The 24,703-nt window shown below is 72.3% G+C and carries 21 protein-coding genes and 1 pseudogene; 10 read left to right on the top strand and 12 right to left on the bottom strand.

What is annotated here, in order from left to right:
- The first annotated feature begins 6 nt into the window (after window positions 1–6).
- On the top strand, window positions 7–1,578 hold the full coding sequence (locus ABGB14_RS08430; protein ID WP_347642952.1) for a tripartite tricarboxylate transporter permease: 1,572 nt from the start codon (window positions 7–9) through the stop codon (window positions 1,576–1,578).
- Entirely contained in the window at window positions 1,575–2,885 is a 1,311-nt protein-coding gene (locus ABGB14_RS08425) for an enolase C-terminal domain-like protein (protein ID WP_347642951.1), read from the top strand. Before ABGB14_RS08430 ends, ABGB14_RS08425 begins: the two co-directional genes overlap by 4 nt.
- Here ABGB14_RS08425 and ABGB14_RS08420 read toward each other — a convergent pair whose 3' ends face one another.
- The 3 genes from ABGB14_RS08420 to ABGB14_RS08410 are packed head-to-tail and all read right to left on the bottom strand — an operon-like array spanning window position 2,886 to window position 5,882.
- Window positions 2,886–3,602, bottom strand: a complete 717-nt coding sequence (locus ABGB14_RS08420; RefSeq protein ID WP_132597708.1) for a FadR/GntR family transcriptional regulator — start codon at window positions 3,600–3,602, stop codon at window positions 2,886–2,888.
- 10 nt (window positions 3,603–3,612) lie between these two features.
- Window positions 3,613–4,749 (bottom strand): mandelate racemase/muconate lactonizing enzyme family protein, encoded by a 1,137-nt coding sequence (locus ABGB14_RS08415; RefSeq protein ID WP_347643145.1) that lies wholly within the window; start codon window positions 4,747–4,749, stop codon window positions 3,613–3,615.
- 5 nt (window positions 4,750–4,754) lie between these two features.
- Window positions 4,755–5,882 carry a mandelate racemase/muconate lactonizing enzyme family protein gene (locus tag ABGB14_RS08410; protein ID WP_347642950.1) on the bottom strand — a complete coding sequence of 376 codons (1,128 nt, stop codon included), beginning with the start codon at window positions 5,880–5,882 and terminating at the stop codon, window positions 4,755–4,757.
- Between the two features lie 108 nt (window positions 5,883–5,990).
- Between ABGB14_RS08410 and ABGB14_RS08405 the strand changes: the two genes are divergently transcribed.
- A complete protein-coding gene (locus ABGB14_RS08405) occupies window positions 5,991–6,842 on the top strand; it encodes a DUF72 domain-containing protein (RefSeq protein ID WP_347642949.1) in 852 nt (283 codons plus the stop codon).
- A 90-nt stretch (window positions 6,843–6,932) separates the two neighbouring features.
- On the opposite strand, the gene ABGB14_RS08400 is transcribed toward ABGB14_RS08405, so the two are convergent.
- From ABGB14_RS08400 to ABGB14_RS08375, 6 genes are all read right to left on the bottom strand, one after another.
- Window positions 6,933–7,640, bottom strand: coding sequence for an alpha/beta fold hydrolase (locus tag ABGB14_RS08400; protein WP_347642948.1), 708 nt, complete (start codon window positions 7,638–7,640; stop codon window positions 6,933–6,935).
- A 37-nt stretch (window positions 7,641–7,677) separates the two neighbouring features.
- Window positions 7,678–8,520 (bottom strand): class III extradiol dioxygenase family protein, encoded by an 843-nt coding sequence (locus tag ABGB14_RS08395; protein ID WP_347642947.1) that lies wholly within the window; start codon window positions 8,518–8,520, stop codon window positions 7,678–7,680.
- Between the two features lie 3 nt (window positions 8,521–8,523).
- A complete protein-coding gene (locus tag ABGB14_RS08390; RefSeq protein ID WP_347642946.1) occupies window positions 8,524–8,871 on the bottom strand; it encodes a hypothetical protein in 348 nt (115 codons plus the stop codon).
- 49 nt (window positions 8,872–8,920) lie between these two features.
- Window positions 8,921–10,321, bottom strand: coding sequence for a hypothetical protein (locus ABGB14_RS08385; RefSeq protein WP_347642945.1), 1,401 nt, complete (start codon window positions 10,319–10,321; stop codon window positions 8,921–8,923).
- A gap of 254 nt (window positions 10,322–10,575) precedes the next feature.
- The gene (locus ABGB14_RS08380; RefSeq protein WP_347642944.1) at window positions 10,576–11,253 is read right to left on the bottom strand and encodes a response regulator transcription factor; all 678 of its coding nucleotides are present in this window, start codon (window positions 11,251–11,253) and stop codon (window positions 10,576–10,578) included.
- The gene (locus tag ABGB14_RS08375; RefSeq protein WP_347642943.1) at window positions 11,250–12,890 is read right to left on the bottom strand and encodes an ATP-binding protein; all 1,641 of its coding nucleotides are present in this window, start codon (window positions 12,888–12,890) and stop codon (window positions 11,250–11,252) included. The genes ABGB14_RS08380 and ABGB14_RS08375 overlap by 4 nt, the downstream gene beginning before the upstream one ends.
- 411 nt (window positions 12,891–13,301) lie before the next feature.
- Here ABGB14_RS08375 and ABGB14_RS08370 point away from each other — a divergent pair, with 411 nt between their 5' ends.
- A complete protein-coding gene (locus tag ABGB14_RS08370) occupies window positions 13,302–14,201 on the top strand; it encodes a methylenetetrahydrofolate reductase (RefSeq protein ID WP_347642942.1) in 900 nt (299 codons plus the stop codon).
- Window positions 14,198–14,977: pseudogene (gene purU / locus ABGB14_RS08365) on the top strand (formyltetrahydrofolate deformylase); the annotation flags it as partial. The gene ABGB14_RS08370 and the pseudogene purU, both read left to right, overlap by 4 nt.
- Window positions 14,978–15,026: 49 nt before the next feature.
- On the opposite strand, the gene ABGB14_RS08360 reads toward purU, so the two are convergent.
- Window positions 15,027–15,971: an acyl-CoA desaturase gene (locus tag ABGB14_RS08360; protein WP_347642941.1), complete on the bottom strand. Its 945-nt coding sequence runs from the start codon at window positions 15,969–15,971 to the stop codon at window positions 15,027–15,029.
- A 207-nt stretch (window positions 15,972–16,178) separates the two neighbouring features.
- Here ABGB14_RS08360 and ABGB14_RS08355 point away from each other — a divergent pair, with 207 nt between their 5' ends.
- The 4 genes from ABGB14_RS08355 to ABGB14_RS08340 are packed head-to-tail and all read left to right on the top strand — an operon-like array spanning window position 16,179 to window position 21,570.
- A complete protein-coding gene (locus ABGB14_RS08355) occupies window positions 16,179–17,483 on the top strand; it encodes a cytochrome P450 (protein WP_347642940.1) in 1,305 nt (434 codons plus the stop codon).
- 2 nt (window positions 17,484–17,485) lie between these two features.
- Window positions 17,486–19,066 (top strand): peroxidase family protein, encoded by a 1,581-nt coding sequence (locus ABGB14_RS08350; RefSeq protein ID WP_347642939.1) that lies wholly within the window; start codon window positions 17,486–17,488, stop codon window positions 19,064–19,066.
- Window positions 19,063–21,312, top strand: a complete 2,250-nt coding sequence (locus tag ABGB14_RS08345) for a hypothetical protein (RefSeq protein WP_347642938.1) — start codon at window positions 19,063–19,065, stop codon at window positions 21,310–21,312. Before ABGB14_RS08350 ends, ABGB14_RS08345 begins: the two co-directional genes overlap by 4 nt.
- Window positions 21,313–21,327: 15 nt before the next feature.
- Window positions 21,328–21,570 carry a hypothetical protein gene (locus tag ABGB14_RS08340; protein WP_347642937.1) on the top strand — a complete coding sequence of 81 codons (243 nt, stop codon included), beginning with the start codon at window positions 21,328–21,330 and terminating at the stop codon, window positions 21,568–21,570.
- Between the two features lie 40 nt (window positions 21,571–21,610).
- Here the strand turns inward: ABGB14_RS08340 and ABGB14_RS08335 are convergent, their stop codons facing one another.
- Window positions 21,611–23,089, bottom strand: a complete 1,479-nt coding sequence (locus ABGB14_RS08335) for a flavin monoamine oxidase family protein (protein WP_347642936.1) — start codon at window positions 23,087–23,089, stop codon at window positions 21,611–21,613.
- Between the two features lie 169 nt (window positions 23,090–23,258).
- Between ABGB14_RS08335 and ABGB14_RS08330 the strand changes: the two genes are divergently transcribed.
- Window positions 23,259–24,416 carry a hypothetical protein gene (locus tag ABGB14_RS08330; protein ID WP_347642935.1) on the top strand — a complete coding sequence of 386 codons (1,158 nt, stop codon included), beginning with the start codon at window positions 23,259–23,261 and terminating at the stop codon, window positions 24,414–24,416.
- Window positions 24,417–24,552: 136 nt separating this feature from the next.
- Here the strand turns inward: ABGB14_RS08330 and ABGB14_RS08325 are convergent, their stop codons facing one another.
- Window positions 24,553–24,687: a hypothetical protein gene (locus ABGB14_RS08325; RefSeq protein WP_347642934.1), complete on the bottom strand. Its 135-nt coding sequence runs from the start codon at window positions 24,685–24,687 to the stop codon at window positions 24,553–24,555.
- Window positions 24,688–24,703 lie beyond the last annotated feature (16 nt).

Raw genomic sequence — 24,703 nt, 5'->3', positions numbered from 1 at the left:
AGTCACATGGACCTCACCCCGATTCTCAACGGCTTCGGCGTCGTCCTGGAGCCGGCCAACCTGCTCTACTGCTTCGTCGGCGTCATCATCGGCATGCTCATCGGCGTGCTGCCCGGGCTCGGCCCAGGCGCGACGATCGCCATCCTGCTGCCCCTCACGTACGGCATCGGGCCCGTTCCGGCGATCATCATGCTGGCGGGCATCTTCTACGGCGCCCAGTACGGCGGGACCATCACCTCCGTGCTGCTGCGCCTGCCCGGCGAGGCGTCCTCGGTGGTGACCGTCTTCGACGGCTTCGCGCTGGCCAAACAGGGGAGGGCCGGCACCGCGCTCGGCATCGCGGCTATCGGCTCCTTCATCGGGGGCACCGTCTCGATCCTCGGCCTGACGCTGCTGGCCCCGATCGTCGCCGGCTTCGCGCTCGACTTCGGGCCCCCCGAGTACGCGGCGCTTGGCGTGCTCGGCGTCCTGCTGATCTCGTCGGTGGGCAACGGCCACAAGCTCAAGGCCATCATCGCCGCCTGCGTCGGGCTGCTGCTCGCGACCGTGGGCCGCGACACCTTCACGGGCGCGGAGCGCTTCACCTTCGACAGCCTCAACCTGGCCGAGGGCATCGACTTCGTGCCGCTCGCCATGGGCCTGTTCGGGCTCAGCGAGATCCTCTACAACATCGAGGAACGCCACAACCAGGTCCACTCCCCCGCCAAGGTCGGCAACGTCTGGCCGTCCCGCAAGGACCTCGGCCAGTCCAAGGGCGCGATCGGGCGGGGCTCGCTCATCGGCTTCTTCCTCGGCGTGCTGCCCGGCGGCGGCGCGACGCTGTCCTCCCTGGCCGCGTACGCGTTCGAGAAGCGGCGCGCGAAGCGGCCCGAGCGCTTCGGCAGGGGCGCCGTCGAGGGCGTGGCCGCGCCGGAGACCGCCAACAACGCCGCCGCCACCTCGTCGTTCATCCCGCTGCTGACCCTCGGCATCCCGGCCAACGCCACGATGGCCCTCATCTTCGGCGCGCTGCTCATCCAGGGCATCCAGCCGGGCCCGCAGCTCGTCGCCCAGCACCCCGACGTCTTCTGGGGCGTCATCAACTCGATGTACATCGGCAACATCCTGCTGCTCATCATGAGCATCCCCATGGTCGGCGTCTTCGTGCGGATCCTGCGGGTGCGGCCCGCGATCCTGGCGCCGATCACGGTGCTCATCACGCTGCTCGGCGCCTACACGGTGAACAACCAGGTCTACGACATCTTCCTGGTGATCGTCTTCGGCCTGCTCGGCTACCTGATGAAGAAGCTCGGCTTCGAGCCGGGGCCGCTCGTGCTGGCGTTCGTGCTCGGTTCGATGATCGAGAACTCCTCGCGGCAGTCGCTGCTCATCTTCGGCGGCGACCCGACCGGCTTCTTCACCCGCCCGATCTCGGGCACGGTGCTCGCGCTGGTCCTGCTGGTCGCCGTCCTGCCCCTGATCCGCCCCCTGATCAGCCCTTTGATCAGCCCTTTGATCAGCAAGGCCGTGCGCCGCCGCGGACCCGCCGGGGAACCGGCCGGGCACGCGGACGACCCCGTGGAGGAGAACACGCGATGACCACCAGCGCCGGACACCGGCCCACGCCCGGCGGAGACGCTGCCACGGGCGGCCGGGTCAGCCGGGTCTCCGTCACCCCCGTCGCCTTCCGCGACCCGCCGCTGCTCAACGTCGTCGGCGTGCACCAGCCGTTCGTGTTGCGCGCCATCGTCCAGGTGCACACGGACGCCGGGCTGGTCGGGCTCGGGGAGACGTACGCCGACCGGGCCCATCTCCAGCGCCTCGAAGCCGTCGCCGCCGCCCTTCCCGGCCTCGACGCGTTCGACCTCAACGGGCTGCGCCGCGTGGTCGTGACGGCGCTGGGCGCGTCCACCGGCGGCGCGGGAGCCAGCTTCGGCGGCATGCTCGACCTGTCGAGCGCGGTCGACACCGTGGCGGCGCCGTTCGAGGTGGCCCTGCTCGACGTGCAGGGCAGGGCGCTCGGCCGCCCGGTCAGCGACCTGCTCGGCGGCGCCGTACGCGAGCGCGTGCCGTACTCGGCGTACCTGTTCTACAAGTGGGCCGGACATCCGGGCCAGGACGACGACCTGTGGGGCGAGGGCCGCACGCCCGAGCAGATGGTCGCCCAGGCGCGGCGCATGGTCGACGACTACGGCTTCGGCGCGATCAAGCTCAAGGGCGGCGTGTACGAGCCCCGCCACGAGATCGAGACCGTCGAGGCGCTGGCCGCGGCGTTCCCCGGGCATGCCCTGCGCATCGACCCCAACGGCGCCTGGACCGTCGAGACCTCGGTCGAGGTGGCGGGCCGGCTCGCCGGCGTGCTCGAATATCTGGAGGACCCCACGCCGGGCATCGACGGCATGGCGGCCGTCGCCCGGCGCAGCGACCTGCCGCTCGCGACCAACATGTGCGTCATCGCCTTCGAGCATCTCCGGCCCGCCGTCGCCGCCGGCGCCGTGCAGGTCGTGTTGTCGGACCACCACCTGTGGGGCGGCCTGCGGCGCTCGGCGCTGCTGGGCGGCATCTGCGAGACGTTCGGCATGGGCCTGTCGATGCACTCCAACTCGCATCTCGGCGTGAGCCTGGCGGCGATGACGCACCTGGCCGCCGCGACGCCCAACCTCACCTACGCCTGCGACACGCACTACCCGTGGAAGGCCGAGGAGGTCATCAGGCCGGGCGTGCTGGAGTTCCGCGACGGGAGCGTGGCCGTGCCGACCGGGCCGGGCCTCGGCGTGGAGCTGGACGAGGACGCGCTCGCGGCCCTGCACGAGCAGTACGTCACGTGCGGGCAGCGCGGCCGGGAGGACACCGCCTACATGCGGACGGTCGTGCCGGACTTCACGCCCAACACGGCCCGCTGGTAGCTAGGGCGCCTGGAGCCGGGCGCGCGAGTTGGACAGGTGCAGCCGCATCGCGGCCCGCGCCGCCGCCGCGTCCTGGTCGGCGACGGCGCGGTAGACGTTCTCGTGTTCGAGCGTCACCCGGGTGAGGTGGGTGGCGTCGGAGACCGTGTAGCCGTGCGCCAGCCGCGTGCGCGGCAACATGATCATCATGGGGCCGAGCGAGGCGAGCAGGTCGGAGTAGAACCGGTTGCCGGAGGCCAGCGCGACCTTGAGGTGGAACCGGAAGTCGGCCTCGACGGCGTGGCCGGGGTGCCGGTCGGAGCTCCCGAGATCGACGAGGGCGCGTTCGATGGCCTTGAGCTGCAGGTCGGTGCGGCGCTCCGCGGCCAGCCCCGCCGACTCGGACTCGACCCCGATGCGGAAGTCGATCATGTCGAGGACGTCGCGGTGCGTGCGGACCCGCGAGGCCTCCACCGAGAACGGCGCGGGCGCGGGCAGGTCGAGCACGAACGAGCCGCGGCCCTGGAAGGTCTCGACGAGCCCTGCCGCCTGCAGCCGCGAGATGGCCTCGCGGACCACCGTGCGGCTCACGCCGAACTCCTCGACCAGGGAGGACTCGGTCGGCAACTTCTGGCCGGGCGCGATCTCGCCGGCCAGGATGCGGGCCTTCAGCCGTTCGACGAGCTCGTGGGCGAGGCCGCGCCCGGTGTCGCGATCGAGCTTTCTGTCCGGCGGCACGGGTGACAATCTACCCGCCCGCCGCGCGGAACTCGACGGCGTCGAGGCGCCAGGCCGCGGCCTCGTCCGCGACGCTGAGCCCGAGGCCGGGCCGGTCGGGGACCCGCATGCGGCCGCCCTCGATCGCGAGCCGCTCGTTGAACAGCGGCGACAGCCACTCGATGTGCTCGACCCAGGAGTCGCGCGGGTGCGCGGCGGCCAGGTGCACGTGGATCTCCATCACGAAGTGCGGCGCGACCTGGAGGCCGGCGTGGTCGGCCAGCGCGGCGACCTTGAGGTAGGGGGTGATGCCGCCCGCGCGGGGCACGTCGGGCTGGAGCACGTCGCAGGCGCGCAGGTCGACGAGGCGCACCAGGTCGGGGACGCTGGAGAGCATCTCACCGGTGGCGATGGGGGTGTCGAGGGCGTCGGCGAGCCGGGCGTGCCCCTCGGCGTCGTACGCGTCGAGCGGCTCCTCGATCCAGACCAGGCCCAGCTCCTCCACCGCCCGCCCGAACCGCAGCGCCGAGTGGCGATCCCACTGCTGGTTGGCGTCCACCATGAGCGGCACGTCCTCGCCCAGGTGCTCACGCACCGCCGCCAGCCTGCGCAGGTCCTCCCGCATGTCCGGCTGACCGACCTTGATCTTGATCCCGCCGATGCCGTCCTCGATCGACTGCGAGGCCCGCGCCTTGACCTCCTCGATCGGGGCGTGCAGGAACCCGCCGGAGGTGTTGTACGTCCTGACGGAGTCGCGATACGAGCCCAGCAGCTTCGCCAGCGGCAGCCCCGCCCGCCTCGCCTTCAGGTCCCAGAGCGCGACGTCGATCGCGGCCAGGGCCTGCGTGGCCACGCCGGAACGCCCGACGGACGCCCCCGCCCACACCAGCATGTCGTAGATCCGGCCGACGTCGGACGGGTCCTGGCCCAGCAGGTTCTCCGCGACCTCCTTGGCGTGGGCGTACTGCGCGGCGGTGCCGGCGCGGGTGGTGTAGGAGAAGCCCAGCCCGTCCAGGCCGTCGGCCGTGGTGACCTCGCAGGTCAGCACGTCGATCTGGGACAGCGGGCGCTGGCGTCCGGTGGCGACCTTGGCGTCGCTCACGGGGGACGGCAGGGGCACGGCGTAGCGGCGGAACCGTACGGACTCGACGCGGTCGCCCGGCGGCATCACGGTCACGCCCGCCCGAACTCGACGCTGTCGACCACCCATGCGCGGCACTGGTCGCTCAGCGTGAAGCCGAGGCCGGGCCGGTCGGGGACGATCATGCGGCCCTCACGGGTCTCCAGACGCTCGTTGAACAGGGGGTCGAGCCATTCGAAGTGCTCGACCCACGGCTCGCGCGGGTAGGCGGCGGCCAGGTGGAGGTGGATCTCCATGGCGAAGTGCGGCGCGAGGTGCAGGCCCGCGTGGTCGGCGAGGGTGGCCAGGCGCAGGAAAGGGGTGATGCCGCCGACGCGCGGCGCGTCGGGCTGGATGATGTCGGCGGCGCGGGCCTCGATGAGCCGGACGTGCTCGGCGACGCTGGAGAGCATCTCGCCGGTGGCGATGGGGGTGTCGAGGGCCTCGGCGAGCCGGGCGTGCCCCTCGGCGTCGTACGCGTCGAGCGGCTCCTCGATCCAGACCAGGCCCAGCTCCTCCACCGCCCGCCCGAACCGCAGCGCCGAGTGGCGATCCCACTGCTGGTTGGCGTCCACCATGAGCGGCACGTCCTCGCCCAGGTGCTCACGCACCGCCGCCAGCCTGCGCAGGTCCTCCCGCATGTCCGGCTGACCGACCTTGATCTTGATCCCGCCGATGCCGTCCTCGATCGACTGCGAGGCCCGCGCCTTGACCTCCTCGATCGGGGCGTGCAGGAACCCGCCGGAGGTGTTGTACGTCCTGACGGAGTCGCGATACGAGCCCAGCAGCTTCGCCAGCGGCAGCCCCGCCCGCCTCGCCTTCAGGTCCCACAGCGCGACGTCGATCGCGGCCAGGGCCTGCGTGGCCACGCCGGAACGCCCGACGGACGCCCCCGCCCACACCAGCATGTCGTAGATCCGGCCGACGTCGGACGGGTCCTGGCCCAGCAGGTTCTCCGCGACCTCCTTGGCGTGGGCGTACTGCGCGGGGCCGCCCGCCCGCTTGGAGTAGCTGAAACCGGTGCCGCTGTGGCCCTCCTCCGTCGTGATCTCGGCGAACAGGAAGACGACCTCGGTCATCGGCTTCTGCCGGCCGGTGAGGACCTTGGCGTCGCTGACGGGGACGGCCAGCGGGAGCGTGACGGAGGAGAGCGAGACGTGGCGGATCTGGTCGGCGGCCATGGCGGTCCCAAGGGGTCGGCTTGCTGGAGTCGCTCGTCATCATACGAATCTGAAAGTCGTATGACAACATGGCCGCGGTGCGCGCCGGTCTCCGATAGCGTCGCGTTCATGCGGCTTCATGTGGGATGCGCGATGTGGACCCACGCGCGCTGGCAGGGACGGCTCCTGCCCGCCGGGCTTCCCCCCGGCGAGCGGCTGCGCGCCTACGCGACCTGGTGCGACGCGGTGGAGGGCAACACGACCTTCTACGCCACCCCGTCGAGGAGCACGGTGGAGTCGTGGGCCGCGCAGACCGGGCCCGGCTTCCGCTTCGTCGTCAAGCTGCCCAAGGCGATCACCCACGAGCGCCGCCTCACCGGCGCCGAGGAGGACCTGCACACGTTCCTGGAGGCGATGGAGCCGCTCGGGTCGCGGATCCACGCGCTCTGGCTGCAGATGCCCGGCTCGTTCTCGCCGGCCGACCTCGGCGCCCTCGCCGCCTTCCTGCACCGGCTGCCCCGCTCGCACCGCTACGCCGTCGAGGTGCGGCACCGCGCGTTCTTCGCGGACGAGCGGTCGCAACGCCTGCTCGAACGGCTGCTGGCCGGCTTCGACGCCGAATGGGTGCCCTTCGACACCACCGTGCTCTTCCGGAGCCCGCCCACCAGCGACGCCGAGCGCGACGCGTGGACGAAGAAACCGCGCGTGCCGCGCCGCACGCGCGCCCTCACCGCCCACCCGATCGTGCGCTACCTCGGCAGGGACGACGAGGCGCGCACGATCGACGGCTGGGGCCCGTGGGCCGGCACGGTGGCGGACTGGCTGCGCGAGGGGCGCTCGCCGACCGTGTTCATCCACACGCCGGACAACGCGGACGCCCCGGCGCTCGCCCGCCGCTTCCACGACGACGTATGCGCCCGCGTGCCCGAGCTGGAGCCCCTGCCGGAGCCGATGCCCAGCGAGCCGCTGACCCTCTTCTGACCCGGTCGTGGCCGGTCAGCGTCCCGTTCAGCGCGTAGCCGCCGGACGCCATCAGGCCGCGACCGTCACGGACCGCGTCAGAGGGCCGCGTCACGCGGCGGCGACCGCCAGCAGCAGCTCCGCCAGCTCGCCCGGCGCGGTGACCATCGCCTCGTGGCCGGTGGCGAGCTCGTGGACCGGCCAGCCGCGGGCGGCCGCCCGCTCGGCCTGCGGGGTGAACACCCGCATCCAGTCGGTGCACTCGATGAACGCCGCAGGCGCCTGCTCCCCCTTGCCGGTGAGCCGCAGCGGCTCGGTGTAGGTCAGCCACGGGTGCGGGGTGAGACGCGGGGTCAGCCAGTCGAGGTCGGCCTGCTCGGTGACGCCCAGGACGCCCAGCGAGCGCACGGGGATCAGCCAGCCGAACCCCGGCCCCGCCACCGACTCCCGGTAGTGCCCGGCCACGGTGGCGGGCAGCAGGTCGATCGCGGCCTCGCCGTCCTCGCCGACGAAGGCGTCGAGGTGCACGCGCATGGCCAGCCGCTCGCCGATCCGGTCGGCCACGCCCGTGACGACCTGCCCCGCGTAGCTGTGCCCGACGAGCACCACGTCCCGGGCGTCGTAAGCCTCGATGAGGGCGACGACGTCCTGGACGTGGGTGCCGAGCCCGACCTGCGGGTGCAGCACGTGCGCGCGGTCGCTGAGGCCGGTCAGGGTCGGGGTGTGGACCTCGTGGCCGGCCGCGCGCAGCAGCGGCGCCACCCGCCGCCACGCCCAGCCGCCGTGCCAGGCCCCGTGGACCAGCACGAAGGTACTCATGCGCGGACCTCCTCGTACGGGCGGGCGGCGAACCGGGTCATGCGTTCTCCATGACGATCATCCCGGCTCCCGTCATCGAGGCGGGTACGAAGTAGTGCCGGTGCCTGACCACGACCTCGGGGTCGAGCGCGCCGCGCATGACCAGCCACATGATCAGCTCGGCTCCCTCCCCGCCGAACGTCTCGACGTACTGTTCCCTGCTCCAGCCGGCGAGCGTGCCGGGATCGTGGGCGATGTCCTGGAGGAAGCGCCGGTCGGCCTCCGGGTTGACGAACCCGGCGCGGGCCCCCTGGAGCTGGTGGGACAGGCCGCCGGTGCCGAGCACGACGAACCTCTCGTCGCTGTCGTAGCTCTCGATCGCCCTGCCCAGCACCTTGCCGAGCGCGTAGAGGCGGTCGGGCAGCGGGATCGGGTACTGCAGCACGTTGACGAAGATCGGCACGACCTTCACCGGCCACGCCTTCACCGGCCTGCCCCAGAAGAGCTCCATGGGCACCTGCAACCCGTGGTCGACCTTGATCTCCTGGATGATCTCCGGGTCGAAGTGGTTGTCCACCAGGGTGTCGACCAGATGCCAGGCGAAGTCGGCCGCCCCCTCGAACGGGGGGATGGGCCGCGGCCCCCACCCCTCGTCGACGGGGTGGTACTCGGGGGCGCAGCCGACCGCGAAGGTCGGCACCCGATCGAGGAACAGCGCGTTGAAGTGGTCGTTGAAGACGACGACCGCGACGTCCGGCCGCTGCTCGCGCACCCACTCCTGGGCGGGCGCGTACCCGTCGAAGAAGGGTTTCCACTCAGGCGTGTCGCGCAGGCCTTTGTCGAGCGCCGCCCCGATCGAGGGCACGTGCGACGTTCCCAGCCCTCCGACGATTCTCGCCACGTCTCACACCTTCTTCCCGAGCCTGTCCCGCAGGAACGACTCGTGGTCCATGCCGGCCTGGTGGGCGCCGATCTCGGTGATGCGCACGGGATCGACCGCGGAGATCTTCAGGATGAAGAACAGGTTGCCGCCGAGGCGCACCATCTCCGTCCAGTCGCGCGACAACACCGCGGCCTTCTCCTCGTCGTTCAGGCCGAACCGGTCCAGGTAGGCCGGCTCGTCGGACCGGAACGCCGCGCGGTTGGCCGGGTCGCCCAGCCCCATGGCCATCTTGTTGATCCGGTAGCCGAGAAACCGGCGCTTCTTGTCGAGGAGGGGGGTGTCGGGTATCCGGTCCGGTTCCCCGCCCATGGGTTTCTCCCTTGTCTCGGCAGTGCTCGACACGTCCGCGGCTGCCGGTTCAGGCCGAGGCCGCCCGCCAGCCGCCGTCCGCGTACACCTTGCGGGCCACCTCGGAGTACGGGACGGGACTCACGGTGGCGCCGATCTCGACCTGGCCGTGGCCCTCGACGGTGAGCTTGTTCGAGCCGCCGTCGGGCTCGCCCCACACCAGCGACACCTGGGCGCCGGGCTCGGCGTGCTCCTCGTCGAGCATCGCCAGGGTCAGCATCTTGCGCTCGCTGGCGCTGTAGCCGATCCACGTCGAGATCCCGCCCGGCTCGCCGTGCGCCTTCACCAGGTCGTACGGGTGCATCGCGTAGACCGCGGACGGGAACTCGAACCACTTCGCCGGGAGCCCGCGCTCGAGCTGGCTGTTGACGGCCTTGAGGAAGTCGGCGTTGTCCAGCGCCAGGGTGACCTTCTTGCGGTGCGGGCCGGCCGCCCTGGCCTCCAGCGCCTCGCGACCGACGAAGTCGTGGTCGAACTTCACGAACGAGCCGTAGCCGAGGTCCCACGGCGTCAGGTAGTAGTCCTCGATGTCGTCGGAGACGAAGCTGCCGCCGATGGACGCGGCGGCCTCGTAACAGGTGTCCGGCAGCCACTGGCGGTAGGCCTTGAGCGACTCACCGGTGTAGATCGCCGGCAGGGGCGAGGGGATCCAGCCGGACTCCAGCGTGTTGGTGGAGTAGGCGCGCCCGCCGACCAGCCGCATCCCGAACGCCTCGCCGGCCGCGACCAGCGCCTGGTGCACCTCCTCGCCCTCCGCCCAGGGCCCGAACAGCTCGTACCCCGGCTGTCCCGCCATGCCGTGACGCAGCGCGCGGACCTGCCTGCCCGCGATCGTCATCGTCGTCATGTGGAAGAACCTCAGCTCGGGCGCGGGCTTGCCGATCGCCTTCTCGATCACCTTGACCGCGTTCGGCCCCTGGATCTGGTACCGGTAGTGGGTGCGGTTGAACGGGTCGGGGCGGGCCGCCGAGCGCTCGTCGAGCGTGACCGTGACGTCATAGCCGCCGGTCTCGGCGTGGTAGCGCACCCAGTTGAGCGCGGGGATGCGTCCGACCAGGTTGAAGGTGCTCTCCGCCAGGTGGAAGAGGATGCCGTCGCCGATGACGTAGCCGTCAGGGGTGCACGGCACGAACTGCTTGGCGGTGTCGACGGGGAACCTCGCGAAGCTGTTGACGCCCAGGTAGGACAGCAGCTTCAGCGCGTCGGGCCCGTCGACCAGCAGCTCGGCCATGTGGAAGGACTGGTTGAACAGCACGCAGGTCTGCTGCCAGGCCAGCTGCTCGTCGCGCCAGTTCGTGTACTCGGGCGGAACCCCGGGATAGACGTTCGGCCCGGCCTGGAAGTTGCGCAGATGATCCGCCACGTTGGTCGGAACGCCGTTGAGAACGTCTTGGAGGCTCTTGCCGGACATGGGGTGTCTCCTTAACTGAGGGCTGCTCGCAGGGCGTCGCCGCGCGCGGGACGAGGGGCGCTTGGCGACGCGCGTGCGCCGAGCTCCGTGCACGTGGGCGTTCGCGGACGGCCTGGTCATCGCGGCCTGACCTGGATGTTACGCAGCCCCCGCCGGGCCGTGGATTGCGCAATTGACGGCACTTGAGGGGGTGCCGGTCCTAGGCCGTCTACGACAAGTGACGTAGGCCGCGGCCGGCCGTGACCCGCCGGCGCTCAGCGCGGGGGGTCGACCAGCCCTTCGCGCATGGCGACGAGCACCGCCTGGGTGCGCGAGTGCAGCCCGAGCTTGCCCAGCAGGTTGCTGACGTGGGTGCGCGCCGTCCGCTCGCTGATCACCAGCTTGGCGGCGATCTCGCGGTTGGAGCGGCCCTCGGCGATGAGGACGAGCACGTCGCGCTCCCGGCTGGTCAGGCCGGCCACGCCGCTGTGCGGGGAGCGCATCTTCTGGGCCAGCCGCCGCGCCACGGCGGCGTCCAGGTAGACGTCGCCGTTGGCGGCGGCGTGGATCGCGGCGGCGACCTCGGACGGCCCTGCGTCCTTGAGCAGGTAGCCGGCGGCGCCGTTGGCCAGCGCGGCGTGGATGCGCTCGACCTCGCCGAAACTGGTCAGGATGACCACGCGGACGGCCGGGAACCGTTTGACGATCTCGGCGGTCGCCTCGACGCCGTCCATCTTCGGCATCATGAGATCCATCAGCGCAACCCGGGGCAGCGGCTGCCGCCTGACCTTGAGCGACTCGAGGAGATCGACCGCCTCGCGGCCGTTGGCCGCCTCACCGGCGACCTCGACGTCCCGCAGGGCGTCGAGATAGGCGACGACGCCGCGCCTGACCACGGCGTGGTCGTCCACGACCAGGACTCCGATGGTGCTGTTGTCCGAGGGGAGGGTCATGGCTCCTCAGCGTTCTCGCGGGCGCTGGCGGCGGTGCCGGCGGTGTCGTGTGTACGGGCGAGCACCTCCCGGTGCAGCCCTGTCGGCAGCGAGGGCGGCAGCGGGAGCACGAAGCGCACGGTGGTTCCCTCGCCGGGGCTGGAGAAGACGGCGAAGTGGCCGGCCCACCGGCCGGCGCGTTCCTTCATCGCCGTCATGCCGAAGCCGCCCTCCTCCCCCGGCAGGTCCGCGTCCTGCGCCGGCAGGCCGCATCCGTCGTCGGAGACCTCGCCCGTCAGCCACCGCTGCGAGCGGCGTCCGGTCAGCCCCAGGTCGATGGTGACGCGGGAGCCCTGCGCGTGCTTGACGCTGTTGTGCAGCGCCTCGGCGATCATGCGGTAGACGTCCTCGCGGAGCTCGGACTCCAGGTCGTCGAGCTCGTGGTGCTGGTCGGTGATCGAGACGTGCACGTCGAGGCCGGTCCTGCCCGTGGTCGACTCGGCGAGGGCGTCGAGGGCCGCCGACAGCCCCTGGTCGTCGAGCGGGATGGGGTGCAGGTCGGTCACCATGGCCCGCAGGTCGCCGAGCACCGCCTTGGACACGTGCCCGAGCTCCCCGGCCACGCGCATCACGTACGCCGAGTCCACGACGGTGTCGCGCCCGGACAACATGCTGAGCGACTCCGCCTGCATGCCCATCGAGAAGACCTGCTGCACCACGGAGTCGTGCAGGTCGCGGGCCAGCCGCTGGCGTTCCTCGCGCCGCGCGACCTCCCGCTCGCGCTCCAGCAGCGCGGCGTAGTCGACGGCCTGTGCCGCCTGCTCGGCCATGGCCAGCAGGAAGTCGAGGGCGGTCCTGCCGATCTCCTGGCCTGGGGCGAAGAAGGCGTTGAGGATGCCCACGGGCTCGCCGCGCACCATCAGCGGCACGCTGGCGAACCAGTCCCACTCCGGCGAGCGCATGTAGTCCTTCAGCGCCCGCCACGCGGGGTTCGACATGATCGACGCGTAGCGGTTGGGCACGACGACCGGCTGCCGCGAGGTGAACGCGTCGATCATGCGCAGGTCCGCGCCGGCCTCCCGGCACTCGAGGAGCATGTCGAAGAAGTTGTCCGCCTGGCTGAACCCGGCGGTGCCCATGACCTGGAAACGTTCGCTGGTGGCGTTGACCGTCAGGATCTGCACTCCGGCCAGGGCGTCGGCCTCCAGCACCTCTTTCGCCAGCGCCTCCAGCGTGCTGCCCAGCGAGCGTTTGGCGGCCACCCGGCTGGCCGCGCTGGCGATCGCGGCGAGCCTGCGCTGGTGCCGCCGGCTCTCCGTGACGTCGCGGAACGCGACGATGCGCTCGTCGCGGCCGGGCAGCCGGCTGACGCGGAACGCGAACTCGCGGCGCGGCCCCGGCTCGGCCTCCCACACGGTGACCGTCTCGGCCCTGGGGTCCTCGCCGTCCTCGTCCGCGTCACGTGGCGGGAACGGGGACGCGGCGCCGGCGACGTGCGCCGCGTCGAGTCCGCAGAGCGACAGCGCCGCCGGGTTGGCCTGGACGAAACGCCCGTCGGCATCGATCACCGCGAGCCCGTCGGGCGTCTGCTCCAGCAGCGCTCCCGCGTCGAGCGGCCGGCGCCCGGCGGCCCGCCCGGACCTGACGTCGTCCACCATCGCCGGCGCCCTCCTCGCTGGTACGCCACGTCACCGATCACCATGATGCCCTCGTTCCAGGGCCACAGCACCATTTCCACCGGGACGGCCTGCGGGGATACGCCATTTGACGTAGGCGGCGGCTCCGCGGGAGACGCGGGGACAGGGCGGCGGGGGCCCGGTCACGCGCACTACGTCACTTGTCGCGTCCCGGCCAGGACGAGCGCAGGCCCAAGTGCCGTCATCCGCGTCATCCCCCGGGCCGGGCCGGAACCTACCGTCTGTTGCGGATGCCGGTGCCCGGCGTCCGCGTACGCGCACGAGCGCGCCTCCCGCTCGGCCGCCTGTCCCGACGAAAGGTCCCCTCACCATGCCTCCTGCGGTTCCCGTCCCCACCGCCGACCGGGCCTCGTCCGAGAAGAGACCGGCACGATGAGCAGCCTGCGGGTCGGCGGCCCCGGCCCGGCGCCCGCGCACCGGCGGGCGCTCGCCCGGGCGCTGAACGCCGTCAGCTACGAGATCATGCCGTTCCGCGGCACCGAGGACGCGGTGCTCGCCCACGTGCCGCGCACCATCCCGCTGACCGTCACCACGACCGAGGCCAGGGGCCTGGCGGCCACCGTCGGCCTGGCCCTGCGGCTGGCCGGCCACGGATACTCCGTCGCCCCTCACCTGGCCGCCCGCCAGGTCAGGGACGGGCGGCAGCTGACCGACCTCGTCGCCCAGCTGCGGGAGGCGGGGATCGACGGCATCTTCGTGATCGGCGGTGACGCCGCCCAGCCCGCCGGCGGCTTCCCCGACGCCCTCTCCCTCCTGGAGGTGCTCGACGCGAACGGGCACCACTTCCGCCGGATCGGGATCGGCGGCTATCCCGAGGGGCACGGCAGCATCAGCCAGGACCTGATCGACCGCGCCACCGAACGCAAGGCCCGGTACGCCACCCACGTCGTCACCCAGCTGTGCTTCGACGCGCAGACCACGGCCGCCTGGGCCCGGCGGGTCAAGGGGCGCGGCGTGGACCTGCCGATCCACGTCGGCCTGCCCGGAGCCGTCAGCCGGCAGAAGCTCATCCGCGTCTCCGCCGGTCTCGGGCTCGGCCAGTCGGCCCGCTTCCTGACGAAGCAGCAGAGCCTGCTGTGGCGGTTCTTCCTGCCCGGCGGGTACAGCCCCGACCGGCTGGTCGAGGGGCTCGCCCCGCGTGTCGGCGCGCCGGACGGCAACCTGCGGGGGTTCCACCTCTTCACGTTCAACGAGCTCGAGCAGACCGAGTCCTGGCGGCGCAGGATGCTGGCCAGAGCCGGGCAACCCTCCGGCAGCCCGGAGCTCCCATGACCGCCGCGGCCATGGGACGGTCCGCCGGGCAGTGCGTCCTCATGCTGTCCTGCCCGGACACTCCGGGCATCGTGTACGCCGTCGCCGGGTTCCTCTTCGACAGCCGGTGCACCATCGTGCAGAGCCGGCAGTTCCACGACCCGGACAGCCACACGTTCTTCATGCGCGTGCAGTTCGCCCACGCCGGCGGTCTCGCGTTACCCGTGCCCGACCTGCAACGCGACTTCGTGGACGTCGCGTCCCGTTTCGGGATGACCTGGCGCCTGGGGGACGCCGACGAGAAGCAGCGCGTGCTGATCATGGTGAGCAGGTTCGGTCACTGCCTCGACGACCTGCTCTACCGCGACTCCGTCGGGGAGCTCAACCTCGACGTCGCCGCCGTCGTCTCGAACCATCCCGACCTCGGGCTGCTGGCCGGCAACTACGGTGTGCCGTTCCACCACATCCCGGTCACGCCCGGCGCCAAGCCCGAGGCCGAGGCTAGGCTGCTGGAGATCGTGCAGGACGCGCGCGTCGACCTGGTGGTGCTGGCCCGCTACATGCAGATCCTCTCCCCCGGGCTGTGCGAGCACCTCGAGGGCAGGGCCATCAACATCCACCACTCGATGTTGCCCAGCTTCAAGGGCGCGCGGCCCTACCAGCAGGCGTACGAGCGCGGCGTCAAGCTGGTCGGCGCCACCGCGCACTACGTCACGGCCGACCTCGACGAGGGGCCGATCATCGACCAGCAGATCACCCGCGTGGACCACTCGCTCAGCGCGGACGAGTTCGTCGCGCTGGGGCGGGAGGACCGCCCGCCGTTCCGCTCCCGGGCCGACCCCGTGCTCACCGGCGGGCTGCACGGCGGGCGACCACGCGGGCGGGATCCGGCCAGCGTACGGAGTGCGCCCAGCCCGCGCGCTCGAACCAGCGGATCAGCCGCGCGCTCGGGTCGAGCTGCCCCTTGAGCACCCCGTGCCGGGCGCAGGCCGGCTCCACGTGGTGCCAGTTGTGCCAGCCCTCGCCCAGCGTCAGCATCGCCACCCACCGCACGTTCGACGAGCGGTCCCTGGCAGGGAACGGCCGCTCGCCGAACGTGTGCGCGACGGAGTTCACCGACCACGTGACGTGGTGCACCACCGCGTAGCGGACCAGGCCGCCCCAGAAGAAGGCGGACCAGGCGCCCTCCCACGACATCGACCACAACCCGCCCGCCGCGGCGGGCAGCGCGAACGACAGCACCACGACGGCCGGGTAGGCGGCGTCGAAGCGCCGGACGTCCGGATCGGCCAGCAGGTCCGGCACCCAGTGGCGCCTGCTGGAGCGCCGGCGGGCGGTGAAGAACCAGCCGACGTGAGCGTGCGCCATGCCGCGCAGCAGGGCCAGGCCGTCGTCGCCGTAACGCCACGGCGAGTGCGGGTCGCCCTCGCGGTCGGCGTACTTGTGGTGGCGCCGGTGCTCGGCCGCCCACAGGGAGACGGGACCCTCGACGGCCATGCCGCCGGCGAACATGAGCGCGACCCGCAGCGGCCTGCGGCACTTGAAGGCGCGGTGGGTGAACAGCCGGTGATAGCCGATGGCGATCCCGAAGATGCTCACGAGGTACATCACGACGGCGATGACCAGGTCACGCGGGCCGATGCCCCACCCCCACACGGCGGGAACGGCGACGGCCAGGAGCAGCACGGGAAGCACCACGAGGACGACCAGGTAGACCGCTCGGCGGCCGGTGGTGAGCGTCACCGTCTCCGAAGTGCCCGAGCCCGCCGGCGGGGTGGGTGACGCGTTCACAGTGCCTCCGTGATCGGTGCGGACGACAGGGCCTCCCCATTGATGACCGGGCCGCGGGGGCTCGGGCAATGGCCTGGAAGTGACGAGCCCGTCACCGGCAGGAGTCAAAACACTCCGCACGGTAGCAGCAACATTCTGTCTAGATTGTGGCTACACAACGTGATGATCTCTGTTCGCTCCGGCCTCAGCGGAAGGTGGGCAAACGGCATGGGTGCTACCGATCAGGCGACCACGAGCGGCCATCTGGAGAGATACGACGAGGCGCTGGCCCGCGATCCGATGACGGCGCTGGGGCTCGTCCAGCAGTGGATGCGCACCGAGTGGCGCAGCCTGTTCGCCGAGTTGCGCGAGCGGCGGCCCGTCTTCGTCACGCCCGCCTTCACGGTCGTGACGCGCTACGCCGACGTGATCGAGGTGCTCTCCCGGGAGTCGGTCTTCTCCGTCCGCGCCTTCGGGCCGCGCCTGGACGCCGCGCTGGGCGGCCCGTACATGCTGGGCCGGGACGCCACCCCGATGAACTGGCGGGACAAGGGCCTGATGCGGGTCATGCTCGACCCGGGCGACACCGCCCGCGTGCGGGCGCTCGCGGGGCGCCTGGCCGACGAGGCCCTCGACGCCGCGCTGCCGGGTGGCCGCGTCGAAGCGGTCCACGCGCTGTTCCGGCACGTCGCCCTGGGTGTGTGCGCCGAATACTTCGGGCTTCCCGGGCCCGATCCCGGCACCCTGTCGCGGTGGACGCGGGCCATCGTCACCGACGGCTTCGCCAACTACGGGGGCGACCCGGCGATCCAGGAGGAGTCGGTACGCGCGGGCGCCGAGATGACGGCCTACCTGCGCGACCGGCTCGCCGGACTCCGGGCGGCGCCGCGCGCCGGGCGTGACCTGCCGGACGACGTCTTCACCCGGCTGGTCCGCACGAACCTGCCTCCCGGCCTCGGCCTGGAGGACGACGAGCGCATCGTCATCAACATGGCCGGCCTGCCGCTCGGCTTCGTCGAGAGCGGGCCGGGAGCCATGGCCGAGGCGGTCGAGCAACTGCTCCTGCGCCCGCAGGTGCTGGCGAAGGCCGCCGAGGCCGCCGCCGACCCCGCCGGCTTCGACCCCTACGTGTGGGAGGCGCTGCGCTTCAACCCGTTCTTCAAGCTGCTGCCCCGCATGTGCGAGCGCGACCACGTCCTGGCCGCCGGCACCCCGCGCGGCACGGTGATCCCCGCGGGCACGCTCGTGCTCGCCGCGCCCGCCTCGGCCATGTTCGACGCGGACGTGGTGCCGGAGCCCGGGGAGTTCCGCCTCGACCGGCCGCGCCACCACCATCTGTTCTTCGGCCACGGTCACCACTCCTGCCTGGGCGTGCACCCCGCCGCCGCGGTGGTCTGCGAGGTCGTCCGCCGCCTGCTGCTGCGCCCCGGTCTACGCCGTGTCCCGCCGCCGGAGGGGGTCCTCGTCAGATCGGGCGGCATCTTCCCCGACCGGTTCGTTCTCGCGTTCGGCCCCGCGGGCCAGGAAGGGTGACGATGGCGACGAGCAGTGCGCGCAGCGCCGCCACAGACGGGGTCGTCAACCGGCTCAGGTTCCTGGCGCTGACCGGCGGCAGGCCTGTCTGGGACGCCGTACAGGCCGTCCCGGCGCTGCGGCGGCGGGTCAACGCCGCGCTGATCGACAGCGCGATCCGGGAGATGCCGCCCCGGCCCGAGCCGCTCAGCACGATGGCCGGCTACACGTCGTGGCCCTCACTGACCGACCGCACCTACAGCGGCAGGCACCTGCCCCCGCTCCCCCTGCCCGAGGCGAACCGGCCGGCTCCCGAGCGCGCCGCCGACCTGTTCGCCCGTGGCGACACCATGATCCCCTGTCCGCGCTCGTCGGTGCTGTTCGCCTACTTCGCCCAGTGGTTCACCGACGGCTTCCTGCGCGGCGACACCAACGTCCCGCGCGACCCCCGTAAGAACACCTCCAACCACCACATCGACCTGAACCAGCTGTACGGCCTGGACGAGACGGCCACGGCGGCGCTGCGCACGTTCGACGGGGGCCTGCTCAAGAGCCAGACCATCGACGGCGGGGAGTTCCCGCCCCACCTGTGCGAGAACGGCAAGATCAAGCCGGAGTTCGCCCCGCTGAGCGTGATCCGCTTCGACGAGCTCACCGACGCGCAGCGCGACGCCCTGTTCGCGACGGGGAGCGACCGGGGCAACATCCAGATCGGGTTCACCATGCTCACGGTGCTGTTCCTGCGCGAGCACAACAGGGTGGCGCGGCTGCTCGCCGGACGCCATCCGCGCTGGGACGACGAGCGCGTCTTCCAGACGGCGCGCAACATCCTCATCGTGTTGCTGATCAAGCTGGTGGTCGAGGAGTACATCAACCACATCACCCCTTACCACTTCCGCTTCACCCTCGATCCGCGGCTGACGGCGATGCTGGCCCACGCGCCCTGGCACCGCGAGAACTGGGCCTCGGTGGAGTTCAACCTCGTCTACCGCTGGCACAGCCTGATCCCGTCCCGCCTGTCGGTGGGCGGTCGTGACCTGCCGATGGCGCAGACCATGGCCGGCGGCGCGCTGATCCCCGAACCCGGCCTCGGCCGGCTCTTCGAGGACGCCTCCCTCCAGCGCGCCGGGCGCATCGGCCTGTTCAACACCGACCCCCTCCTGAGGCAGGTCGACGTGGCCAGCATCGCCGACTCGCGGGTGCTCGGCCTGGCGCCGTACAACAGCTACCGGCAACACTGCCGCTTTCCGCGGGTGCGCCGGTTCGAGCAGGTCTCCGGCGACGCGCGGGTCAGCGGCGCGCTGCGCGACCTCTACCGCGGCGTCGACGATCTCGACCTGTACGTCGGCCTGTTCGCCGAGGAGCCCGGCTCCCCCGACGCCATCCTGCCGCCGCTGCTCACGAAGATCATCGCCATCGACGCGTTCTCGCAGGCGCTGACCAATCCCCTGCTGGCCCCGAGGGTGTTCAACGCCGCGACCTTCTCCCCGGAGGGCATGCGGATCATCGCGACCACGCGCACGTTGTCGGACGTGCTGCACCGCAACGTCCCCGAGGACCCGCGTCCCCGTTTCGTCAGCATGACCCGGCGGCCGCCCCGGTGACCGCCCCAGAGCACGAGCCCGAGCCCGAGCACGAGCCCGAGCACGGGCCGTCCAGCGGAACGGCGGACGCGCCTGAAGGCGGACCGGGCGGCGGGGCGGGAGCCGCGGGCGGGCCGCTGCGGGAGGCGGCCCGCGAGCTCGTCGACATCGCGATCACCATCAGGCAGGCCGGCGTGCACGCCACGGCCGCGCTGACCGACGGCGCCCTGCTCACGGCCCTGCCCCACGCCCCCGCGGCGGGTCTCCTGGCCCACCGCACGCTCCTGCACGCCCTCATCGACGGCGAGGGGCTCGGGTACGCGCCCGCCGGCGGCCGGCTGGGCACCCTGGCGGCGCGGCTGGGCGGGCTGGCGGGCCAGGAGAGCCTGGCCGTCCGCGTGCTGGCCACCTCGCTGCGGCTGCGCATCGCCGCCGTCGCCACCGAGCACCCCGAGCTGGCGCGCGACCCGCTCATCGTCCGGCTCGTCGAGGCGGCCGCCGCCGACCGCGATCTGGAGGCCGTACGCGCGCTGCGCGCCCTGCTCAAGGACCGCGGCGTGGTACGCGCGCTCAGCCAGATCGCCCCGGTCCTCGGCGAGGTGCTCGCCCTGCGGGCACTCCTGGACGAGAACCCGCTGAACGACCGCACCGCCTGGCTGATCGCGACCGGCACCGGCCGCGCCACCGCAGACCCGATCACCGGCATCAGCAACCGGGCCGTCGCCGCCCTCGACCGGGGGGCTGGCGCCGCGCGCAGGACGGGCCTGACCGCGGCCGAGGCCGCCCGGCTCGGCTCGGAGACGTCGCTGCTCGGCTTCCTGTGCAACATCAGCGTGCTCGGCACGACGGGCCGGGTGCTCATCCAGAGCGTCGAAGGCCCCGACGGGGTCGTGCGCCACGTCGTCCAGGCGCCCGGCATGCGCGCCGGGCGCCCCGACCACGACTCGCCCCAGGACCTGCTCGGAGCCTTCAGCAGCACCGTGCTCGACAGCAACCCGTACAGCCGCGCGCTGGCCGCGGCGGTACGCGACTACGGCCTGCCGCAGGGCGCCGAGGTGGCCCTCATCGGTCACAGCGCGGGCGGCGCGGCCATCATGAACCTGGCCCAGGACGCCGGGTTCTGCGCCCGCCACACCGTCACCCACGCCGTCGCCGTGGGCGCGCCCGTCGACTTCAAACGGCCCGCCGACCCCCGCACCTGGGTCGCCAGCGTCACCAACCAGCACGACATCGTCCCCACCCTCGACGGGCAGGGCGCGGGAGCCTGCTTCGACCTGCACCCCGACTGGTACGTGGTGGACTACTCCGACGCCACGCATTTGTTCCCGCTCTGTCACGGCATCGACCGCTACATCGCCAACCTCGCCGAGGACCTGCCCGAGGCCCGCGACCTGATGGACGCTCGGCTCGCGCCGTACCGGGGGCCGGTCGTGCGCTCGCAGGCGTACCGGCTGTTCGACCACGCGCCGCGCCCCGGCGGCTTCCCCTTCCTCACCGTGCCCACCCACGCGGTGGACGGCCCTGACGGGCCGGTCGAGCTGCCGATCAGGTGCGCGGACGGCAGCTCGCTGACGGCGTACTTCGCCGCCGACGCCGCCGCGGTCGCACGCCTGCTGCACGGGACGGGTCTCGACCGGGCGGTCGGGGTCGCGGGCCGCGCGCTCGTCACCGTGCACGCCTCCTGGAACCGGCGCACCAGCGTGGGCGGCTACCGCGAGCTCCACCTCGGGCTGGTCGTGGCGGATCCGTGGCGCCCCCGGCCACCCGGCCTCGGCCTGCTCGGGGGTGCGGACCTGCTGCGCAGGGCCGACCGGCGGTGCTCGGGCGGTTTCATGGCGGGCTCCGTGGTCGACACCGCCGCCGTCCACGCCGTGGCGCCGAGGTTGTGGGGCGCCGGGCCGTACCTGGCGCCGCTGGAGTTCGGGCTCACCGCCAGGAGCGTCCGCGTCGCCGTCGGCGCCCCCGGTGACCGGCTGCTCACCCTGCACGGCCTGCTCGGGCCCGGGCTGCCCGTGAACGCCCCCGACCTGGTCGGCTACGCGCGGGGGGCGGCGGGCGAGACGCTGCGCTCCTGCGCCCGCGCCCGCGGGCGCGGGCGCCTGCACCCCCTCCCCCGGCTGCGGCTGACCGTCCAGCCGGGGTCGGCGCACCCGCTGGCCCACCGGCTTCGCGAGCTGGGCCTCGACGGTGCCCGTCCGCTGCTGTGCCTGTCGGCCGGCACCCGCCGGCTGCTTCAGGACGCCGCCGTACCGTTGCCCGCCCCCTGACCGTCCGGAGGAGCCATGCCGGCCGATCCCGCCGTGATCGCCGCCCACGCCAAGGTCCTGCAGTCCGACGCCCGCGCGCTCGCCGACTGCGCCGAACGCCTGCAGGGGATCGGGGCGAGGTTGGAGGCGGACGGCATCGCGCCTCCTTGGTTGCGCCAGGCGGTCAACGCCCACCTCGCCGCCTGCGCCGCCGCCGCCGCGGACCTGAGCGCGGCGGCGGCCCGCCTCAGCGGCTACGCCGGGCGGGCGGGCCGCTGACGCGTCGCGCTCAGCTCGCCCTCCGGACAGCGGCCCGCGCTCAGCGCGCCTCGTGGACGGCGCGGGCGGCGCTCAGCCCCGACTCCAGGGCGCCCTCGATCCATGCGTGCCACAACGAGCAGTGCTCGCCGGCGAAGTGCACGCGGCCCTCCGGCGCGATGATCGCGTCATGCAGGCTGCTCTGCTGGTGCGGCTCGAACAGGGCGAAGGCGCCGGCCGCGTAGGGGTCGTTGTACCAGGCGTGCGTGACCCCGAACTCGAAGTGGTCGTGGATCTCCGGGTGGATCTTGGCGACGTCTTCCAGGGCCTGGTCGATCCGCTTCTGCGGCGGCATCGCGCCCCACCGCAGCGCGTCCTGGCCCCAGGTGTAGCTCGCCAGCAGGACCGAGCGGTCCTCGCCGGGAACCGGGTGCGAGGGATAGCAGATGCGCCGGATCGGCAGGTCGGTGACCGTGGTGCCGCCGACGATCCCGTCGGTCTGCTCCCAGAACGCCCGGCGCACCTGGAAGAGGATCTTGGTGGAGGCGTTGTAGTTGAGCTCGCGGATCGCCCGCTGCTTGCGGCGGGAGAAGGCGGGCCTGGTCTCGATGTCGCGCAACACCGAGAACGGGATCGTGCAGATGGCGTGGTCACCGGTGAGCGCCGTCCGGCCGGAACCCGTCCTGACGTGCAGGGTGACCGCGCGGTCGTCCTGCTCGATGGCGGTGACCTCGTGGCCGAACCTGATGTGGGCCTTGAGCTCCTGGTAGAAGGCGGCCGGCAGCCGGTCGGCGCCGCCCTCGATCTCCTGCATGTCCTCGAACGCCCGCCCGATGATCTCGCGGAACTGCTCGATGATCGCCGCGTTGAGGTTGGACTCCCTGAAGCTCATCACGCCGTAGAGCTCGATGGCCCCCTCGGAGAACCCGCGCTCGCGCAGGAAGCTGCGGATGGAGTAGCGGTCGTACTCGGCGCAGATGCGGTCGAGCGCGTCCTCACCCTCCCGCGCGTACAGGTCGTGGATCTCCTGCGTGGCCGTGCGCCACAGATCCTCGTAGGTGCGGCCGCGTTCGTGCTCGGCCAGGTCGAAGTCGACGAGGCCGGGGTCGGCGTTCAGCTTGCCCATCGTGGTCCTGACGCCCTGGAGGTAGGCGAGGGCGCTGGGGTTGCCCATGACGAACGGGCGCAGGGTCAGGCCGAACTTCGCGCAGTAGGCGAGGGTGAGGTCGTGCACGCGGGGGATCCGCATCGCGCCCGCCTCGGCGTACAGGCCGGGGGCGAAGCCGCGCAGGGTGAGCACGCGCCCGCCCACCCGCTGCTGCGCCTCCAGGACGACGGGCTCGTGCCCCTGGCGCATCAGCTCGTAGGCGGCCACCAGCCCGGCCATCCCCGCTCCGATGATGAGCACGCGCTTGCCGGGGCGTCCTCCGCCGGCGAGCCCCTGCTCCGCCGTGGCGACCACCTTCGCCGGCACCCTGAGATCGTGAGTCGGTCTCGGCGCTCCCGCGTCGGCCGCCGCCGGCATGGCCGCTGACTCCATCCACACTCCTTCATGGTCACGCGAAGCACATCCATGTTCACGCAAAGCGATGATACTCGCCGAGGAGCGGCCTCTTGGGTGCGCGGTCGCGGGCGCGGTGGGACCCCACCAACTAGGCCAATATGGGTGATTGCAGCATGTGAGGCCGGATGTGCCCCACAATGGTGTGATGGCACACCCGCAGCAACCCCCGCCCCATGGGCCCTGGGGGCAACAGGGGCAGCAGGGGTACGGGCCGCCATCAGGCCAGGGCACCCCGGCGCCCGGATACGGTCCCCCTGGCCACCAGCAACACGGCCAGCCCGGTCACCCCGGGCAAGGCGCCCCACCGCCCGGCTACGGGCAACCGCCCGCCCAGGGGCCCACGCCGTACGGCCAGAACCCCGGCCAGTACGGCCAGGGCGGGGGCCCCTACGGCCAGGACGCGGGCCAGTACGGCCAGGGCGCGGGCCAGTACGGCCAGGGCGCGGGTCACGGTCAGAGCCAGCCGCCTTACGGCCAGAACCCGGGACAGTACGGCCAGGGGCCTGGACAGTACGGCTACGGCAACCAGGCGGGTGCGCCGCCCTACGGCTCCCAGCCGCCGGGCGGCCGGAACAACAACGCCGTGCTCATCGGCGTGATCGTCGTCCTTTCGGTGCTCCTCCTCGGCGGCGGCGCGTTCGGCGCGTACAGCTATCTCAACGCTCCCGGCCCCGCACCCACCACCATCGCGCAGCCGAGCACCTCGCCGTCCGCGCCGCCCACCTCCGCGCCGCCCACCTCCGCGCCACCGACGTCGGCACCGCCGACGGCCACGCCGACCGACACCCCTGAGCCTTCCAGCACGTCCAGCGGCAGCCAGGACACGCCGCTCGACCACACCGAGTTCGACGACTGGAACTTCTCCCTGAAGGGCGAGAAGTACGCGGCGCGCAAGGTCGGCGGCTGGACGTACGACTCGTGCGACCCGGTGGACGCCGAAGGCGTGATGGCCGACAACCACTGCGAGAGCGCCGTCCAGCTCGCCTACACCGCGTACGGCGGGAACCTCAAGGCGGTGCAGATCATCTTGGCGTTCCCCTCCAGCACCGACGCCAGGAACACCGCGAAGCGGCTGAAGAACACCGCCGACAAGAACGTGGCCTGGCGCAGGAGCAGCGCCCACAGGAGCTACGCGTACGGCAAGATCTACACGGGCGCCTACGTCAAGCACCTGGTCATCACGATCGTCACCGCCAACTCCTCGGCCAAGTCCAAGGCCCAGAAGTTCCACACCGCCATGCAGACCGACCGCGGCGTCTACTTCTTCATGGGCCGCCAGAGCGAACGTGCCGTCACCAGCTGACCCGGGGACCCCGGCGTCAGACGAAATCGGCCGCCGTCATGCCCGCCGGAGGTCCGGGCGGCCACTGCACGAGCTCGATCCTGTGGCCGTCAGGATCGGTCAGCCATGACGTCCGTATCCCCGGCCCCGGCCCAGATCACGGCGCCGCCGGCGGCTCGGCCGTGACGCCCCTGGCCGCGAGCTCGGCGATCGTGGCGTCGAGGTCGTCCACCCGGACGACGAGGTGGTTGACGGCGCTGACGTCCTTGGCCGGGCGCGCGGGGTCGTGCACGAGCTCGAGGCCACGG

Origin of the sequence: Nonomuraea sp. B10E15, from assembly GCF_039871615.1 — a bacterium.
In the GTDB taxonomy this organism is placed as follows: domain Bacteria; phylum Actinomycetota; class Actinomycetes; order Streptosporangiales; family Streptosporangiaceae; genus Nonomuraea.
This window is presented reverse-complemented; position numbering and strand designations above follow the sequence as displayed.

Bases quoted from the DNA above. Each gene is read 5' to 3' on its own strand.
- ABGB14_RS08430 (WP_347642952.1), top strand. From the start codon at position 7: ATGGACCTCACCCCGATTCTCAACGGCTTCGGCGTCGTCCTGGAGCCG.
- ABGB14_RS08425 (WP_347642951.1), top strand. From the start codon at position 1,575: ATGACCACCAGCGCCGGACACCGGCCCACGCCCGGCGGAGACGCTGCC.
- ABGB14_RS08415 (WP_347643145.1), bottom strand. From the start codon at position 4,749: ATGCCGCCGGGCGACCGCGTCGAGTCCGTACGGTTCCGCCGCTACGCC.
- ABGB14_RS08410 (WP_347642950.1), bottom strand. From the start codon at position 5,882: ATGGCCGCCGACCAGATCCGCCACGTCTCGCTCTCCTCCGTCACGCTC.
- ABGB14_RS08405 (WP_347642949.1), top strand. From the start codon at position 5,991: ATGCGGCTTCATGTGGGATGCGCGATGTGGACCCACGCGCGCTGGCAG.
- ABGB14_RS08400 (WP_347642948.1), bottom strand. From the start codon at position 7,640: ATGAGTACCTTCGTGCTGGTCCACGGGGCCTGGCACGGCGGCTGGGCG.
- ABGB14_RS08390 (WP_347642946.1), bottom strand. From the start codon at position 8,871: ATGGGCGGGGAACCGGACCGGATACCCGACACCCCCCTCCTCGACAAG.
- ABGB14_RS08385 (WP_347642945.1), bottom strand. From the start codon at position 10,321: ATGTCCGGCAAGAGCCTCCAAGACGTTCTCAACGGCGTTCCGACCAAC.
- ABGB14_RS08380 (WP_347642944.1), bottom strand. From the start codon at position 11,253: ATGACCCTCCCCTCGGACAACAGCACCATCGGAGTCCTGGTCGTGGAC.
- ABGB14_RS08375 (WP_347642943.1), bottom strand. From the start codon at position 12,890: ATGGTGGACGACGTCAGGTCCGGGCGGGCCGCCGGGCGCCGGCCGCTC.
- ABGB14_RS08370 (WP_347642942.1), top strand. From the start codon at position 13,302: ATGAGCAGCCTGCGGGTCGGCGGCCCCGGCCCGGCGCCCGCGCACCGG.
- ABGB14_RS08355 (WP_347642940.1), top strand. From the start codon at position 16,179: ATGGGTGCTACCGATCAGGCGACCACGAGCGGCCATCTGGAGAGATAC.
- ABGB14_RS08350 (WP_347642939.1), top strand. From the start codon at position 17,486: ATGGCGACGAGCAGTGCGCGCAGCGCCGCCACAGACGGGGTCGTCAAC.
- ABGB14_RS08340 (WP_347642937.1), top strand. From the start codon at position 21,328: ATGCCGGCCGATCCCGCCGTGATCGCCGCCCACGCCAAGGTCCTGCAG.
- ABGB14_RS08335 (WP_347642936.1), bottom strand. From the start codon at position 23,089: ATGGAGTCAGCGGCCATGCCGGCGGCGGCCGACGCGGGAGCGCCGAGA.
- ABGB14_RS08330 (WP_347642935.1), top strand. From the start codon at position 23,259: ATGGCACACCCGCAGCAACCCCCGCCCCATGGGCCCTGGGGGCAACAG.